Annotated in this window: 12 protein-coding genes and 1 pseudogene; 8 read left to right on the plus strand and 5 right to left on the minus strand. The window is 51.4% G+C overall.

Annotation, left to right across the window (positions count from 1 at the left end; translation table 11 throughout):
• Positions 1 to 147 precede the first annotated feature (147 nt).
• From RQP50_RS09115 to RQP50_RS09125, 3 genes are read right to left on the minus strand one after another with little or no spacing between them, the layout of a single operon-like run.
• Positions 148 to 2580 (minus strand): transcription initiation factor TFIID, encoded by a 2433-nt coding sequence (locus tag RQP50_RS09115; RefSeq protein ID WP_315744952.1) that lies wholly within the window; start codon positions 2578 to 2580, stop codon positions 148 to 150.
• Position 2581: 1 nt separating this feature from the next.
• Positions 2582 to 5971, minus strand: a complete 3390-nt coding sequence (locus tag RQP50_RS09120) for a tubulin-like doman-containing protein (RefSeq protein ID WP_072728538.1) — start codon at positions 5969 to 5971, stop codon at positions 2582 to 2584.
• Between the two features lie 55 nt (positions 5972 to 6026).
• The gene (locus RQP50_RS09125; RefSeq protein ID WP_072728539.1) at positions 6027 to 7808 is read right to left on the minus strand and encodes a vWA domain-containing protein; all 1782 of its coding nucleotides are present in this window, start codon (positions 7806 to 7808) and stop codon (positions 6027 to 6029) included.
• 390 nt (positions 7809 to 8198) lie between these two features.
• Here RQP50_RS09125 and RQP50_RS09130 point away from each other — a divergent pair, with 390 nt between their 5' ends.
• The 3 genes from RQP50_RS09130 (at position 8199) to RQP50_RS09140 (ending at position 9527) form a co-directional block, all read left to right on the plus strand.
• Positions 8199 to 8351, plus strand: a complete 153-nt coding sequence (locus RQP50_RS09130; protein ID WP_175560651.1) for a hypothetical protein — start codon at positions 8199 to 8201, stop codon at positions 8349 to 8351.
• Positions 8348 to 9289 carry a hypothetical protein gene (locus tag RQP50_RS09135; protein WP_315744955.1) on the plus strand — a complete coding sequence of 314 codons (942 nt, stop codon included), beginning with the start codon at positions 8348 to 8350 and terminating at the stop codon, positions 9287 to 9289. Before RQP50_RS09130 ends, RQP50_RS09135 begins: the two co-directional genes overlap by 4 nt.
• 85 nt (positions 9290 to 9374) lie before the next feature.
• Positions 9375 to 9527 carry a hypothetical protein gene (locus tag RQP50_RS09140; protein WP_227774499.1) on the plus strand — a complete coding sequence of 51 codons (153 nt, stop codon included), beginning with the start codon at positions 9375 to 9377 and terminating at the stop codon, positions 9525 to 9527.
• 671 nt (positions 9528 to 10198) lie between these two features.
• Here RQP50_RS09140 and RQP50_RS09145 read toward each other — a convergent pair.
• Both RQP50_RS09145 and RQP50_RS09150 read right to left on the minus strand, forming a co-directional pair.
• A complete protein-coding gene (locus tag RQP50_RS09145; RefSeq protein WP_227774501.1) occupies positions 10199 to 10339 on the minus strand; it encodes a hypothetical protein in 141 nt (46 codons plus the stop codon).
• A gap of 130 nt (positions 10340 to 10469) precedes the next feature.
• A complete protein-coding gene (locus RQP50_RS09150) occupies positions 10470 to 11426 on the minus strand; it encodes a LysR family transcriptional regulator (protein WP_072728541.1) in 957 nt (318 codons plus the stop codon).
• 110 nt (positions 11427 to 11536) lie between these two features.
• Between RQP50_RS09150 and hutG the strand changes: the two genes are divergently transcribed.
• From hutG to RQP50_RS09175, 5 genes and pseudogenes are all read left to right on the plus strand, one after another.
• On the plus strand, positions 11537 to 12526 hold the full coding sequence (gene hutG, locus RQP50_RS09155; protein ID WP_072728542.1) for a formimidoylglutamase: 990 nt from the start codon (positions 11537 to 11539) through the stop codon (positions 12524 to 12526).
• A complete protein-coding gene (gltS, locus tag RQP50_RS09160) occupies positions 12510 to 13700 on the plus strand; it encodes a sodium/glutamate symporter (RefSeq protein ID WP_315744960.1) in 1191 nt (396 codons plus the stop codon). The genes hutG and gltS overlap by 17 nt, the downstream gene beginning before the upstream one ends.
• A 174-nt stretch (positions 13701 to 13874) precedes the next feature.
• Positions 13875 to 14465 carry a sigma-70 family RNA polymerase sigma factor gene (locus RQP50_RS09165; RefSeq protein WP_315744962.1) on the plus strand — a complete coding sequence of 197 codons (591 nt, stop codon included), beginning with the start codon at positions 13875 to 13877 and terminating at the stop codon, positions 14463 to 14465.
• Positions 14440 to 15195 (plus strand): annotated as a pseudogene (locus RQP50_RS09170) (hypothetical protein); the annotation flags it as partial. The gene RQP50_RS09165 and the pseudogene RQP50_RS09170, both read left to right, overlap by 26 nt.
• Before the next feature lie 290 nt (positions 15196 to 15485).
• A complete protein-coding gene (locus RQP50_RS09175; protein WP_028532044.1) occupies positions 15486 to 15857 on the plus strand; it encodes a MerR family transcriptional regulator in 372 nt (123 codons plus the stop codon).
• Positions 15858 to 15859 lie beyond the last annotated feature (2 nt).

Genomic DNA, 15859 nt, shown 5'->3' on the forward strand with positions numbered 1-15859 from the left:
CTCAGGTAATCGTCATGACTCCATTCCAGGTCCGCTGCCCCGGATGCAGCTTCTGCCCTTCGGATCAATGCGCTGGCGTTCCGCTTCCCCCGAGAACGGCAGCAGTCCGTACGGAAACCCGGCGGACACTCGCCTGGCATACCCGGATTATCGGATAGGCGGCAGCAGTTCAGGATCGATACCATGGAATCGGTACCCGTTCTGCACGTAGCTCTCGTAGTACATTTTGCCATTCCGGTAATACATCAGGTCCTCGACGCGGAAGCCGCCCATCATGTTCAGCTTCTCTACCCCGCTGCTTCGCTTCTCGTGCACGCAGCCGAGCTTGTAGATACGGGACGTCTCCTCCTCGTTCAACGCATACCGCATAAATTCGCTCGTCGCGTCGCCGAAAAAATATTTCTCCTCGTAGCGGTGCTTATGCGTATAATCGAGCAAGCGGATATGAATGCCAGCATACTCCTCCAGCGTCCGATTCAGCTTCTTGAACAGTTCGTCCCGCGACAGCACCTCCTGGTTGCTGTAGTCGATCGTCACGTTCGCCCGCCGCAGCAGTTCTTCCTCGAACGTCTGCCGGAACGGAGCCGCGGTCAACATATGATCCCGGCATACCTCGCACAGTCGCGCGGCCAAGGCTTCTATCCCCTGCTCCAGCAGGCGGGTGACGCTGCCCATATACCGCTCTTCGCCGAAGGCCCCCGGCCCCCGCTTCGCCTCGATGTCCCGCATGACATCCGCCGTCACACGTTCATAATACTCCATAATATTTTGGCCGATATAATCATCAGCCCGACGGATGCTGGCGAGCGCCGCTTCCCGGAGCGTCCGTTCCAGCGACTCCATCTGCTGCACGTACTGCTTGCAGATCGCGTGCAGCCGTTCCAGCTCCGCTTCATATTTCCGATACAGCCGCAGCTCCGTCTCCAGCCGCAGCACCTCCAGCTTCTGGCAGTACACGGTGTCGAAGAAGGCGCGGATGAAGCTGCGTACATTGTGCTTATCCATCAACGGCAGCCGTTGGAACGATTGCGCCTCCACCTTCTCGCTATACTTCTGCTCCAGCTCCGCCCGCGCCGCTTCCAGCGCTCTTGCCGCCTCGCGGATGCGGCCGTGCAGAAGCGGCCAGACGCTGCCCGCTTCCTCGGCCTCGTTCGTCCAGGCGTACACATGATAGAAGCAGGTATCCGTCTGGGCGGCCAACCGCTGCCGGATCGCATCATGCAACTCGTCGTCCGGAAGCTGCCGGATCGCGCTCTCGGCGGCCCGTTCATAGTTCTCCCGGAAAAAAGCGGTGCAGCCGCTGCCGAACAGCGCTGCCTCTGCTTCGCGCAGCGTCATGCGCTTCAGCTGGCTGAAGCTGATGCCATGCGTCATCAAGCCGTTCATGTCGCCGAGCCGCTCCGCGGCCGGGACCGTCTGATCGACCTGGGCTTCTATCGCTTCCGTGTTCAGTCCGAACCAGGCAAGCTTCTCCGCGGCCGTTCGCTCGGGCCCGCCCTTCATCCGCTCGGTCAGCTCCCGGAAGAAATGGTACAGCACAGCGAGCGCTATCGAATGATTCGGGCGCTTCACCTTCGAGAAGCCCGCCGAGACGAACCCGATCCGGCCGGATTCGGTCATCAGATTGTTGCGCAGGGAGGTGTTGTTGTAGCTATCCATTCCATGCGCCCCAGCCGAGTCGATCCGCTTCCGGTTTTTCAACAGGTTCATATGGCAAATGATCTCGTAATTGTCTTCTTCGTCGAAGGATGACATGCCGCGTTCATTTTTGTCCGTCAGCACATAGACGAGATCGAATAACGGCGAAGCGGGATGCGTCACCTCGATCGCAATCCTGTCTTCCGTCACATGCAGCGGGGCCGAGAACGAGTAGTCCGGACTCTGCATATAATCGAGCTCACGCAGGAACGCGACTCCCGCCGAGCTGGCATAGCCGAAGGATTCGGCTTGTTCCCGCTCGCTGATGAGCGCGTACAGATCCGTCTGCACCGACTTGAACGATTGCTGAAAAATAGCTTCCGCCAGCAGCGTAATTTCCGGCACCAGCACAGTGAGCGGATCATCGGCCCGCGTAATGACCGCCAGATGAATCCGATCGAACGAAGCATAGAGGCGGCCGTACTCCGCGATATCGCTGCTCACCTTCCGCAAGATGCGGTTGAGCTCAAGCAGGCCGCCCTCCTCCGCGTAGAACATACGGTGCACATCGCGGCGTATCGTCCTGCGGCTGTCGCTATCCCCGCTTCCGCCGAGCGGAAGCACGAGCCGGGCAACTCTGCCGCCGGGTTCTGCGCCATGCCGTGCGGAAGCGGCGCTGCGGGCGGCGGAATCTTCCCCGCCGGAGACTTCTACCCCTAGACCACGGGACGCAATGTGCACGTACATGACGCCGGCACTGTTATCCCATTTCCGCTCGCTAATCTGGATCATCGGCTCAATCGCGTCCCCCGCCTTGTTCCCGATGAAGAGGAACACCGTCGGATAATGAATGCTGCTCTGGTTATCGTCCCGGCCGGTGAGTCGATCCTCGTCGCGCGCATATTCGGTTGCGAACCTTTCCACTTTGGTCTGCGTCATCATCTTATTTCAACTTTCTCCGAATGGCGTTCAGCTTGGTCGTCAACTGCTTGTAGAACTGGTACGTATCCTCGCCGTTCGCCAGTTCGATTTTCTCGTATTCCAGCCGCTCGCGCGCCTCTAGGAACGCCGTGTACAGCTCATCCAGCTTCGCCAGCAGCGGATCGACATCCTCCGTTGCCGTCATCTCGGCGGCGCGGCGGGCCGATTTGCGCAGCAGCGTGCCGCGATGCTTCTCATCCAGGCCGCGGAAGTGCTCGTATACCTCGTACTCGACATAATCCCGGCTCTTCATTAGATTGACGAACGGCTCCCACGCTTCCTCTTCCTCGTCGCGGTCATATACATAGAGCGCGCCTTTTTTGCAGATCGTTCCGGTGTACATCGCTTCGATGAATTGATCCTGCTGCTTCTCCTCGTCCTGATGCTGTCCGAGCAATTGCTCGAACTCCACCACCTTCGCCTTGATCGCTTCGTACTTGGCCAGCTCCTCACGCAGACGCGCGATCAGCTCCGGCGAACGGATCAGATTCTCCTTCGCCAGCTCCTCGCTGATGCTGCCGAAAATATCTTTGGTCTCAACCGGCTCCAAGCCCTCTTCGAGCAGCCGCTTCAGATCCAGGTATGCGCGCTTCACTTCCCCGAGATTCGGCTTCGCGGCCTGCAGCTGCAGATCGTAGCTTGTGAGCATGTCCGTGAGGTTGAACGGCTTCGTGAAGACGACGGCATAGCGGTTGCTCGTATTGTCGTCCATCCCCTTCTCGATGACGGTCTTGAACCGCGCGCCCCGCTCGAACTCGGTGCGGACGCGGGCGTTGTATTTCTGCACCCGTTCGTTCCGGTACGTATCTCCCCATGATTGCTCCGGGATTGGGGAAGGAAGATACGTCCAGTTCGCCTTGTCTGTCTGCACGAGATGGCGGCCGATCCCTTCTTTGTCGAGAATCGTGCGCTCATAACTCTCCTCGTATACTTTGAGCGGCGTATAGACGAAGAGCGGCACCCCGTTATGCGTATTCAGCCAGAATATGCGGTTCTTCACCTCACTCTCCTTGACGGTGAAGTTCGACTTGCCGACCGCATTGTTCTGGTAGTTGCGGATCCCTTTGAGAATGCTCGGCGCCTTGACGGGCACTGATACGAAGCCCCAGCGCGGAAAATGCAGATTGCCCGAGCTGTTGCTCAAATGGAACACCGGAACCGCCTCGTCATCCAGCTTGCTCGCGATCTGGCGCTCGACGAACTTATCGATCGACTCGTCGTTGCCGAACTTCATGACAAGGAACTCTTCCATGGATTGCGTAATCAGATCGCCGAACTTGTCCGACAGGAAATCCGAAATCGATCTGACGATATCAAGCTCCTGCTCCTTGACCCATTGGTTCGAGTGATTCAGCAGTTCCAGCGAGAAGTCGCGGATCAGGTCGTCGACTTCCTTCTGATCCATAATGTTGCTGATCACTTTCGAGATGTCCGGTACGCTGACGATGTTCCAGTAATAGGTCCGGTTCCCCTTATGGTCGGCTTGCTCCTCGCCGTTGATCAGAATGTCGCCGTTCTTCTCGAAGATCGAGTTGAGCGCGTTCAATATTTCAGTAAATACACTATAAATGCGGTTGTTCTCATGGTTCAACAACTGATACAGATCTTCGTAGAATTCGATCATCTGCTCCGTGCGCTCCACATCGGCATGCAGCCAATATTCCTGAATTTTGGCTTCGATGTACATATTTTTCTTCTTGTCCTTGGAAATAAAGGCGCTCTTCGCATCGCCGAGACGCTCGCTCGCCTGCTCTTGTGCCGCCTCGATGTCGCGCGGAATATGATGCAGATTTTCGCGCAGCGTCTCGATGTAGGAGAGCAGCATTTTCAACAAGCAGAAGCCCTTCTCCGTGTAGATAAGACGAGACACATAGAACGGCCCCTGCTCCGGATGGAGGAACATCCGCCGGATCTGATCGGTGAAGCTGCCGACGATCTCGCCGGGAAGCTGCTTCTTCGCCTTGATGTATTCCTCGCGCGCCCGTGCTAGGAATGTCTGCTCCAGCTCCGTATCCATATTGACGACTTGCATTTTGATGACATTGTTATAGCTCAGGCGCTCGCTGTTCTCGAAGCCTGGCAGCGGCTCCGGCACGCGCGATTCGAACGTCTGCACCATCGTGTCGAGATCGACGCCTAGCTTGCGGGCGAACTTCTCGACCTCCTCCTGGCTCGGCGCCTTCTGGAACATCTTCTCCATCTTCTGGAACAGGCGGTACCCGAGATAGGTCGTCATCTCTTCAATCGGCAAGACGGCCGACGAAGCCCCGATGATGTTGTATTCGTAATTCGCCGGATACGCCCGGTTCATCTGGGCGATATTCGTGCGGATGTTGCTGATGTAATCGTGAATCGCGAATTCCTCGCCTGACTGCTTCTCCTCGCTCGCCATGAAGTTCGTGATGTTCTCCGCCGTCACGTTCATACAGTAGTCATACGCGTTCTCCAGCAGCTTCCCTTCCGTGTTCGTCGCCGAGATCAGATGGCACAGGTTGAACGGTGACAGCGGAGAATTGACCGTCAAAATGTTGCCGTACTTCTGCCGGAAGCGCTCGCCGCGGCTATCGACGTTCATCCAGTAATCAAGCTCCTTGAGCGCAGCGTAGCCGTTCTTCTTGATATATTCGCGCGTATGCTCGCTTAGGCTCTTGTTCGACAGGTTCACGTCCGGAGTGAACAGATAGCCGAGCGTATTGACGCGATCGATGCCCGCCGAGCCATAATCCCGCTCGATAATGCCGCGCACGATATAGGCGATGTCCAAGAAGCAGCCGCTGCCGGTCCCGCCGGACAAGCCGGACAGCAGAAACACCATCAGCTTCTTGTTCGTGCCGACGGACAGCGTCTTAATCTTCTTGTCAATCGCCTGCACGACCTGATTGATCTTGGTGAACAGAAGCAGGCGGCCCGCCTGGCGCACGCCGGCGGCGCCGTTCATTCCGTCGGTGATGCTCAGCTCAGGGGAGAGCCACTCGGTAATATATGGCTCCAGAATGCTGCGGTTCTGCAGCAGCCCGCCTATCTCGGCGTTCGACAGCAGCACGAATTCATTGAGCGGATCGAGTCCGATGCCGCGGTATGTTTTGTTGCGATCCTGTTCATTCGTCTCGAATGCCAGGAACTCCACATTGTCCGGCTTCCCGCGCTTCTTCTTCGAGATCGGATCCTCTGGCAGCTTGAATCTGCGATTGATCTGATACTTCAAGCGCAGCAGGGCGTCGATGCCGGTCCCTCCCAAGCCGATAATCAGGATCGGATTGTCGATCGTGTCGACGCGGATCTTGTCGCTGACGATGCCTCCGCCTAGCGATACGTCCAATTGCTGAATATGTTCTCTGACGATTGGTTTCATAAATGGATGTTCCTCCCTATCATTTCAAGTTCAAAAACGGGCTTGCGGAACGGTTCTACACGATATATTCAATCCAGACCGTTTTATCAACCTGTTGCAGCGGCACTGTAATCCGGTCGCCGCTCTTCATCTCCAGCCCTCTGCTCGCATCGACGGCGCGGCCCGATTTCTCAACTGTCCCGGCCGATCCGTTCTTGAGCAGGATGCGGTCGCTCTTGCCCGGCATAAACACCATCTTCTCGGTCTCCTTGAACTCAGGCGCCAACTGCAGCAGCTGGTGAATCGTGAATTTGCCTTTGAAGGCGGTCAACTTCTTATATTGCGGATAGGTCTTCTCTCCCGTATTCTCATCGCGGATCTCGATGACCATCTGGCCGACGAAGCCGCGGTTCGCCTTCTTCCATGCCGCGAGGAGGAACCCGGCGGTCAGAGCGAGGACGATGAGGACGATAGCCGCATAGACGATCCACGTCGGGAACGGCTTAGCCGCATCTCCTTCGCCTGCCCCTGCTTGAGCAGACGATCCGGCGCCCGCGGGCTTGGCGCTCACCTTGACCGGCTCCGTCTCCCGGTAGAAGCTTTTCTCCTCCGCCCTTACTATGATCTCGTAATCATGCTTGTCCTTCACCTCGAATTCCCCTTCGAAGCGGTTGCCCGCCTGAGCGAGGGGAAGATCGACCGTATCGCCGGTATCGAGATCCTTGACATTCAGCACGGCGCTCATGTTCTGGTACAGCGCATCATTTTGCAGCTTCCGGCCATTGCTGGTCAAGTAGGCGCCGATTTTGATTTTATCGCCTTTTTTATACGTTTTGGCCGAAATCGGGTCCATCGTCAGATCCAGATCATAGTTGAAGACGAGATTAATATCGATCTTGTCCTTATCCGCCCCCTTGACCTTCAGCTTCCAGTCGCCCTGGACCGGTTGGATCAGCTTCAGGAGCGAATAGCTATTCGAACGGGATAGCTGGACGTCATCGGAAGGAATCGCGACCTCCTTGCCGGACGGGTCGTACAGCTTCAATTCAACCGGCTTCGAGGACAGGATCGAAATATTGGCCTCCATGACGTTCGCATTCGGCACGTTCACCGTCACGTCCTGATAGCTCCCGTTCCCGGTGATCGGCTGGACCGGAACGATTTTCAGCTTCTGATGGCTGGCAAAAATTTCGCTCAATATTTGCGGAAGGTCGTCCGCCGACGATGTGACGAACGATTTGCCGTTCGTCTGCTTCGACAATTCGGCCAGCGCTTCCTTGTTCAACTGCCCGTCGGCGTTCAGTCCGATCGTATAGATCGGGATGCCCTTTTGCTTCGCTTCTTTTACCGCCGCGCTCAGCTCCAGATCCGACTTCGCCTGCGTGCGGCCGCTGTTCTTGTTCAAATAGTTGTTGCCGTCAGCCAGCAGCACGATCATCGGCTCATGGGCCGGGTCGGCTCCCTGCTCGAGCACCTTGACGCCTTCCTTCACCCCAACCGCGATATCGGTATAGGCCCCGCGGTTCAATTGATCGATGAACTGCTTCAGATCCTCCTTGTCCTCCTGGGACTGAATTTCCAGCAGCGCTTTCTCGCGTTCGATTTTATCGGTATAAGCGACGATGCCGACTTTGTCGCCTGCGGAAGACAGCATATCGATGAACATCTTCATCGCTTCGTTGCCGATCTTGTCTGTATCGCTCGTATCCATCGAATTACTCACATCGATAACAAGCATGGCATCGATCTTCGAGGCCGCCTCGGCCGCCTGCGCTGCAGGCACCTTCCCGAGCATGGGCAGCAAGCCGAATGCCAGAGTGAATAACATCATGTAAGCAGCTAATTTTCTCCGAAGCATAATTGTACTCCTTTATCATAAAGTGATAGGTTAATGGCAGGCACACATGCGCCACTGAAGAAGGCACTATTTTGTTATACCTTATAGTTATTAAGATTAGATGAACATTTTCTGAATTTTCTCGACTTCCCCGCCACCATATCGTCTGAAATGACAATATATTTGTCGATTCTATCACCAATCTGTCATTATGATATAATCAGTAACTATAAAGTTCAACCTTATTCGACACTATGCAATAGGGACAAAGTCATCCGAATGAAGGATACAATTGTCGAAATTTGTCTAATCAGTATACGAATACAAGGACACGCAGCCTTGATAGTTTACTATGGGCTTGCGGAGCATATCCTATTACTCTAGTTTGCTGTTAAAAGGAAGGAACTCACTATGTTAGCATACTGTTGTATCGCAATTTTGTTTCTATTTGTCGCCAGCCAGACCGTCCTCTATTGGGTTCGGCGGAAGACGACGCCTTCGCCGGCGGATATTGACGCCCGGCTTGTCTCTATTGTGAACGGAGAGAGCGGGAGACCGACATGAAAAAAATACCTGTCTATTTCAGACCGTACCGCAAGCCGAAGCATCTCTATCATCTCGTGCATCGATGCGGCTCGTGTCAGGCCTTCACCGCGCTGGAGGAAGATGTCTGTCCTGTCTGCGGCAAAACCTCGCTGCGCCCGATCGAACGGTACGCGGCCGCCCGGGTGAGGCGATCAATGCAGACGAAGCAGCTCTTCGCCCTGCTGCTTGGGCTCATCGGCATCCTGCTTAGCGACACATTCGGTCAGATGGCGCTCTGCGCCGCAGCGTCCATTCTGCTTATCGGCCTGCTCTGGTTCGTCCAGCGCAAGGCGAGGTCCGCCGAAGCCAGCCGCGAGCTGGACCAGCTGCTGCAGCGCGAGCAGGAGAAGCTGGCTCAGGATCTATACCGCGACTGGGAGCACGCCTTCTCGCATTGGGATGACGACAAGCAGCTCACCTACGAACTGCTGCGCCAGCTGCTGCCGTTAATCCGCAACGATACGATTCGGCTGCAGCAGTTGGCACTGCTTCATTACTTCGCACTGCGCAAAGATATGGAGCTGGAACTGGAACCGCTCTTGCTACAGCAATATGATCCGCTATTGGCCGATTACATCGGCGAGATCGCCAAAATCAAGCGGGATCTGATCAAGGACCGCACGTTCCAGTTTGTCATCCATTATGAGCCGGAAATTCTCGGGCTGGACAACGGCCAGGACATCCTGGCGGGCGTGGCCGGCGCGGCCGTACGCATGAAGCGTTACGTGCTCGCCTATCCCGGATTGGTACGACGCTACGCCCATCGACTGCCGAAGGTGCGCTTGCTCCGGCTGCACCGGATGATTCGACAGCACCCGCATGAAAAATGGGATCGCATCGCCGACGAGGTGAACCGGATTGTGCGCGAGAAATACGAATGGGATCCTGACTTTCAGGACTCGGCCGGGAGAGGCTAATGTATATGACGATCCGAGACGTCCTGAACCCGCTGAATTGTTATGCACTGCCGCGGTGGTAATGATTGGATTCAAGGGGATTCAAATGCTGGCCTCCGTGCGGGCCGCAGACCGGATGCAGAAGCATTTCAGCCGGTTCAAGGATTATTTCGAGGCGCAACTGGAGGACAGCGGTGATGCATCGATCAAGACGAATCTGCTGGCCAATCCGATCGTCACGGTCGAAGCTGTCGAATAGCGAGGGCTTGTCATCCTCCTACTTCTGTAGGGGGATTCTTTATTTCTACTACATCTTCAATTGGTAAAAATATGTGTGAAACGTTGCTAAACTCTTTTTTCAACCGACTCGGGCCTACTGTGGACAAAAATCTCAAACCCAAGAAACAACGCAAGCGTAAAAATAAAACAAAGAAAGGCAAGAAGGGAGAAAAAGCTCTACCACGACTCCAAGAAGAATCAAGCGTCTCGTGGAGTGGAGGATGCGTCACACCGACAAGATTGACTATTGAAATTTCATATAACGATCTTATCTACGCTCCGAGAGCCTACCTCCTAGTTACGATGGTTCGAGCTTTGGAACATAAATATTCAACCCTAGATCTTATCCATTTAAGTTGATTGCTTCGATTTGTTCTCTTAGCCTTTCGTGTAACGTCGCCTACTGCTCTTAATTTTTTAATCTTAATTCGAATTCTTCACATGCGATCGTCGTCATATGTATATATTACATATTGCTTTAACTCCATATTTCTTGCATTTTTTATATCTCTAAGTATTTTTGTATTATATATTTCCGCAAAACTACAACATTCATTGTATGAATCATCAAACATCTGAAAACTCACATCTAACTCAACCATATTAAAGTAATAAACTTTCTTGAATAGCAACTCGTATCCAATAAACTCATCATAATCCGATTCTGTACATAATGAACCACTTATCTTTAACTTCATTCTTTTGATAATTGAATTGAATATCATCCAGAAAGATCGCGTCTCTTCCATGAATTTCACCTATTTCGGTTTTTATAGCTTTGATTTGTTCCATCTCATTGATACCTCTTTCATCTTATTATTGAGCTTTCTCATGATTTTTGCGAAGCTTGCAAATACCACGATGATATCTATGAACTTCACGAACAGATACAAAGTAAAGAAATGGCACGAACCTCCTTACCTTAAAGATTACTACTCTCTAACTTCTCTTTTTCACCCTTACCCATACGATATATCACATCCGTTGCTTTGTGCCTCGGCGCAAAGTTGCGTTGTATCTCTTCCAAGAAGCACTGAACTGCAGGGGCCAAATACCGATTTTTCATAACCATCAAATAGACTGTACGTTCCAACGCAGGTGAATCCAACGTTTTGCGGACAATCGATTCATCCTTCGGTTCAACCAAATAATTTTCTGGAATAATAGCAACCCCAAGGTTTTCTCTTACTAATGTCAGTGCAGTCTCAAACCGTTCGATTTCGAATTTGATGTTCGGAGATGATTGCTCGAACGCAAAGGCTCTCAAAATATCTTCTCTCGTCTGGAAACCTTCCATGCTAATAATGAAGGGTTCTTTCTCCAACTCTTTGAATGTAATGGAATCCTTCTGGGCTAAAGCGTGTTCCCGATGCAGCACTAGGACTAACCTTTCCTTATACAAAGGGAGCGATTCAATATCGCCTTCATGGATGCACTGGTTCGTAATGACGAGGTGGGTATGGTATTTCCGCAAGGAATCGACGACCGCCTTTCTGCTCAGCACCTCGAACAGCTTAATATGCATCGAAGGAAAGCGACTGTGATATTCACGGATCACTTGGGGCACCCATTGCCTTACGGACTCGATCATGCCAATCACGAGCTCCCCTCTTCCGGTCAGCTTTACTTCCTCCATCTCTTTTTTCAAAATGTTCATTTGGGAGAGCAGCCGAATCGACTTCTCATACAACACGCTGCCCGCGTCCGTCAGTTCGATTTTTCTCGTGCTTCGTTCGAACAACGGCGATCCGACCTCATGCTCCAAGTTTTTAATAGCATTGCTTAAAGAGGGCTGTGATATATGCAGTTTTTGCGCGGCTCTGGAATAGCTTAACTGATCGGCAACCGTCACAAAATAATGGAGTTGTTTGATATCCAGAACGATCTTCCTTTCCCTATTTATAGCTTAAAGCTATTAATATATTTATATTATATATTTAAAATTATAAGAATGTCATCATATAATGAAACAACAGCATACGAGAAAGGGTGGGGTCATTGCGAAAATCGATTGGAGCCGATGTATGGGTCGGCCGAACGGATCATGCAGAGAGAAGAAGCAGCTTCCGCTACCATCAAATTGTGGAGCGGATGGAGCTGGATGCACCATGGGAAACCTTTTCTCCAAACACTTGCGCCATCATCGGCTTTGAATGCGAAGAAGGCGTGCGGCGCAATCAAGGGAGATTAGGAGCGGCAAAGGCTCCGAATGCGATCAGGCAAGCTCTCGCAAGCCTCCCCTGGAGAACAGCGGAAGATCATCGCCTTGTCGATGCGGGAAATGTGACTTGTTCCAATGACAAGCTTGAAGATGCCCAGGCAGCATTGGGCTGTGCCGTCTCTGATCTCTTTGCCAAATCTGCTACTCCCATTATTTTAGGCGGAGGACATGAGACGCTATATGGACATTATTTAGGTGTTCGCCAGCATATCGGACCAGATGCTCCGCTAGGAATTATCAACATTGACGCCCATTTCGACCTACGCCCCTACGACACTCAGCCATCATCAGGAACGATGTTCCGCCAAATACTAGAGCAGGATCAGAGCAGCAGCTACTTGGTGCTTGGCATCCAGCGTTTCGGGAATACACAAGAACTGTTCGACAAAGCGGACGAACTCGGTGCCCGCTACATTCTTGAAGAAGATATGCATGAAGAACAGATCGATACCATCATTTCATCCTTACACACGTTCATGGAACAACAAGAATATGTCATGCTCACCCTATGTACCGACGTTCTCAATGCGGCATTTGCGCCGGGAGTCAGCGCTCCCTCTCCTTTCGGATTAACACCGATGGTCGTACGTACCCTTATTCGCACAGTCGCCGCTCATAAGAAAACGCTTTCGTTTGATATTTGCGAGGTGAACCCGGCTGTTGACGAGAACGGAAGAACCATAAAATTGGGAGCATACTTGACGAATGAAGCTATCATGACATTTATGGGGAGGAATACTGATGACGCTGGCGCTTAATCAAGTGAGTACGATATTTTTGGCTGTAGCCCTGCTTGTACTAGGAACCTTTTTTGTCAGAAAATCGGGAGTACTGCAAAAGTTTTGTATTCCAGCGCCCGTTGTTGGTGGACTGCTGTTTGCTATCCTAGCAACGATCCTGAAAGCGACAGGTCTATTGGAAATTACCTTGGATACTTCGCTCCAAAGTCTATTCATGCTCACGTTCTTCACCACGGTAGGATTGGGAGCAAGCTTTCAACTCATCAAATTAGGTGGCAAATTGCTCGTCATTTACTGGCTTGCCTGCGGATTCCTCGCTTTGGCGCAAAATGTAATCGGGGTTTCCCTCGCCTCCTTATTCGACATTCATCCGCTTATTGGGATGATGGCAGGAGCCGTGTCTATGGAAGGCGGACATGGAGCGGCAAGCGCATTTGGACAAACCATTGAAGATCTGGGAATCCATTCGGCATTGTCAATTGGGATCGCGTCAGCTACCTTCGGTCTAATCGCAGGCGGTCTGGTTGGAGGCCCTACGGTAAAATATTTGATAGCGAAATACAACCTGAAGCCGACGGAAACAAATGAAGAAGCAGCAGCGAGCGTAGAAGCATACGTTCAACCGATAACGACAAATTCCTTCTTCATCCAAGTGCTGCTCATTACATTCTGTATGGCGCTTGGCACGTATTTGGGAGAACTGTTCACGTCAGCGACAGGCTTTGTCCTTCCTGGATATGTCGGAGCCATGTTCGTGGCCGTTATCGTCCGCAACATTGTGGACAGATTTAATCCGAATGCCATCGACATGAAGAGCATCAATCTGGTTAGCGATGTTACACTTGGTATCTTCCTATCCATGGCGCTTATGAGCATCAAGTTATGGGAAGTGGCGGATCTTGCCCTTCCGATTCTCGCCATCGTGCTGGTACAAGTCCTCTTTATCGTTCTGTTCGGGATTTTCGTTTTGTTCAGGTTGCTGGGCAAAGACTATGACGCCGCCGTGATGGTCGCCGGTTTTACAGGACATGGCCTCGGCGCCACGCCTAATGCAATGGCCAATATGGCTGCGGTAACGGAACGCTTCGGGCCTTCCCGCAAAGCGTACCTGATCGTTCCCATTGTAGGCGCCTTTCTTATCGACGTGTTTGCCATGCCGATAATCATTACAACGCTTAATTTATTTAAATAGAATCCTAATGTAGCTCGTCCATCATAACAAAACCTCCAGTCCACGATGTGTGGAATAGGAGGTTTTTTTGCTCTTGCACGCATCCGTTTGAGAAAAAATAAAAAGAGAACCGAACCTTTTTCCGACAAAGTGACAATATAGTGTGTAAGCTGCTTACTCAGGAGGATCCTCTGAATGCAAAGTGAATATATGTACCAATTGCTCACAAAAATGAAAAATGGCAATCAACAGGCGTTCCATACGCTGTATGATGCCACCTATCAGGACGTCTACCGGACAGTCTCCTTTCTAGTGGATCATCAGCAGGATCGAGAAGATGTCATGAATGAGATTTATATGCAAATGTGGACCTCACTTGACAACTATGATACGAACAGACCTTTCCACTTCTGGCTGCGCGGCTTGGTAATCCGTCAAGTGCAGAGATTTCGGGTCAAGGGCTGGCGGAGATTCCGTATTTTTGAACGCATTCGTGCCTTCTCCCGGGAAGAGTCTCATTGGGATCAACCTACTGTGTTGATGGATGAGACAAACCAAATGATATCGCAGGCAATCCAAAAACTGACCGACAAACAGCGAACGGTGATCATTCTCCGCTTTTTTCACGACTATACGCTCGAGGAAATCGCGACATTGCTCGACATTCCGCTCGGTACAGTGAAGTCCAGATATCATGCCGGCCTGCAGGCGCTTCGAAAAAACGTATGGAGTCTTCCCCCGGAAAGGATGGAAATGATCAATGACTATCGAACGCAAAATCCGTGAGCATCTGCATAAAGAAGCAGAAACTATGGAGTGCCCTCCGGGCATTTCCAAAAGAATCGAACAATCCTATTCTCAATATTTGCAACGAAACAGGAGTGAAAAAACGATGAAAAAACGATTTATTGGCGGTATTGTCGCTGTCGCAATTTTGATCCCTACTGCAGCATTTGCGTCCTCTCCCTTGATTGAAATGCTTACTAGAACACCATTGACTGCTGAACAAGTCAAGCTGGATGAGGTTGGCAAAGCAACGCTTGAGAAGCTGTATCAAGCATTTCCCGAAACAAAATCATTCGAGATTATCGATGCAAGCTACGTTCGAGGTGACGCTGATTTCTCCCGCAAAAAGGGGCAGCCGACAGACTCCTCTAATGCAGCCACAGAGAATGTGAACCAAACAAGCATCGTACTGCAGGAAAAAGGAGGAACCGGCAAAAAGATTACCCTTCATACAAACGGTATTACAGGCGAGGTTGAACACCTGAATCAAGAGAATTGGGAGCCTAAGGAGAAGCCGCTCATTACGTTAACCGATCAGGAAATCAAGGCGAAGGTAGATAATCTCATTGATAACATGTATGGCAGCATCCGAGAATACGAGTTTACTATGGAGCAAATGGAGAATCCGAATCAAAAAACGTTGATGATGAATTATACCAAGAAGGGAGCAAAATCACCGTTCTTCCAGGTATTTGTTCAGGGCAATACAATCAGTCTTTCTCGGATCGGAGATAATTAGTCTACACCAAGTGATTGATCACAAAACGGAAACACCGTGGAAAAACTAACGAAGCAAGTATGTACACGACTACATCGAGATTGGTAAAAAAGTAATAGGAGGCTGGTATCCTTAGTGTACAGGATACTGGCCTTTTTCGTTTAAAAGGCGCTTAGCATGCCCGTTAGCCATTAGCTTGGTAAAACAACTATTTTGGATACATTACATCAAGTAGTGGTTGACCTTAACACTAATGTCAGGGTTTATAATGAAGAAGAATCATTCGTGAAGGGGATTTGAATATGAGAATCGGTGAACTTTCCGCCCGAACTGGGGTTAGCCTTCGCTCACTGCGTTATTATGAGCAGCAGGGATTGCTTACTCCCGCTAGGCATACGAATGGCTACCGCGAATATTCAACGTTTGCGGAAGAACAAGTTCGCACCATTCAGTTTTATTTAAGCCTTGGACTTACAACGGAGCAAATCGCTGGATTTCTGCAATGCGTCCTCAAGAATGAAGAAGCCTTCTGCCAAGAAGTGCTCCCGATATATGAGCAAAAGCTTGCGGAAATCGACGAGCAAATTCATCTTCTTCAATCTATAAAGTCCAATCTGCAAGAGCGCATCCGCTTCATTATGAAGGAAAGACAAACAACGAACCGGGAGGAATAACG

The organism is Paenibacillus suaedae, from assembly GCF_032337355.1.
Lineage (GTDB): Bacteria > Bacillota > Bacilli > Paenibacillales > Paenibacillaceae > Paenibacillus_B > Paenibacillus_B suaedae.

What these genes read in the sequence shown, in the direction of transcription:
- RQP50_RS09115 (WP_315744952.1), bottom strand. Translation starts at nt 2,580, where the DNA reads ATGATGACGCAGACCAAAGTGGAAAGGTTCGCAACCGAATATGCGCGC.
- RQP50_RS09120 (WP_072728538.1), bottom strand. Translation starts at nt 5,971, where the DNA reads ATGAAACCAATCGTCAGAGAACATATTCAGCAATTGGACGTATCGCTA.
- RQP50_RS09125 (WP_072728539.1), bottom strand. Translation starts at nt 7,808, where the DNA reads ATGCTTCGGAGAAAATTAGCTGCTTACATGATGTTATTCACTCTGGCA.
- RQP50_RS09130 (WP_175560651.1), top strand. Translation starts at nt 8,199, where the DNA reads ATGTTAGCATACTGTTGTATCGCAATTTTGTTTCTATTTGTCGCCAGC.
- RQP50_RS09135 (WP_315744955.1), top strand. Translation starts at nt 8,348, where the DNA reads ATGAAAAAAATACCTGTCTATTTCAGACCGTACCGCAAGCCGAAGCAT.
- RQP50_RS09140 (WP_227774499.1), top strand. Translation starts at nt 9,375, where the DNA reads ATGCTGGCCTCCGTGCGGGCCGCAGACCGGATGCAGAAGCATTTCAGC.
- RQP50_RS09145 (WP_227774501.1), bottom strand. Translation starts at nt 10,339, where the DNA reads ATGGAACAAATCAAAGCTATAAAAACCGAAATAGGTGAAATTCATGGA.
- gltS (WP_315744960.1), top strand. Translation starts at nt 12,510, where the DNA reads ATGACGCTGGCGCTTAATCAAGTGAGTACGATATTTTTGGCTGTAGCC.
- RQP50_RS09165 (WP_315744962.1), top strand. Translation starts at nt 13,875, where the DNA reads ATGCAAAGTGAATATATGTACCAATTGCTCACAAAAATGAAAAATGGC.
- RQP50_RS09175 (WP_028532044.1), top strand. Translation starts at nt 15,486, where the DNA reads ATGAGAATCGGTGAACTTTCCGCCCGAACTGGGGTTAGCCTTCGCTCA.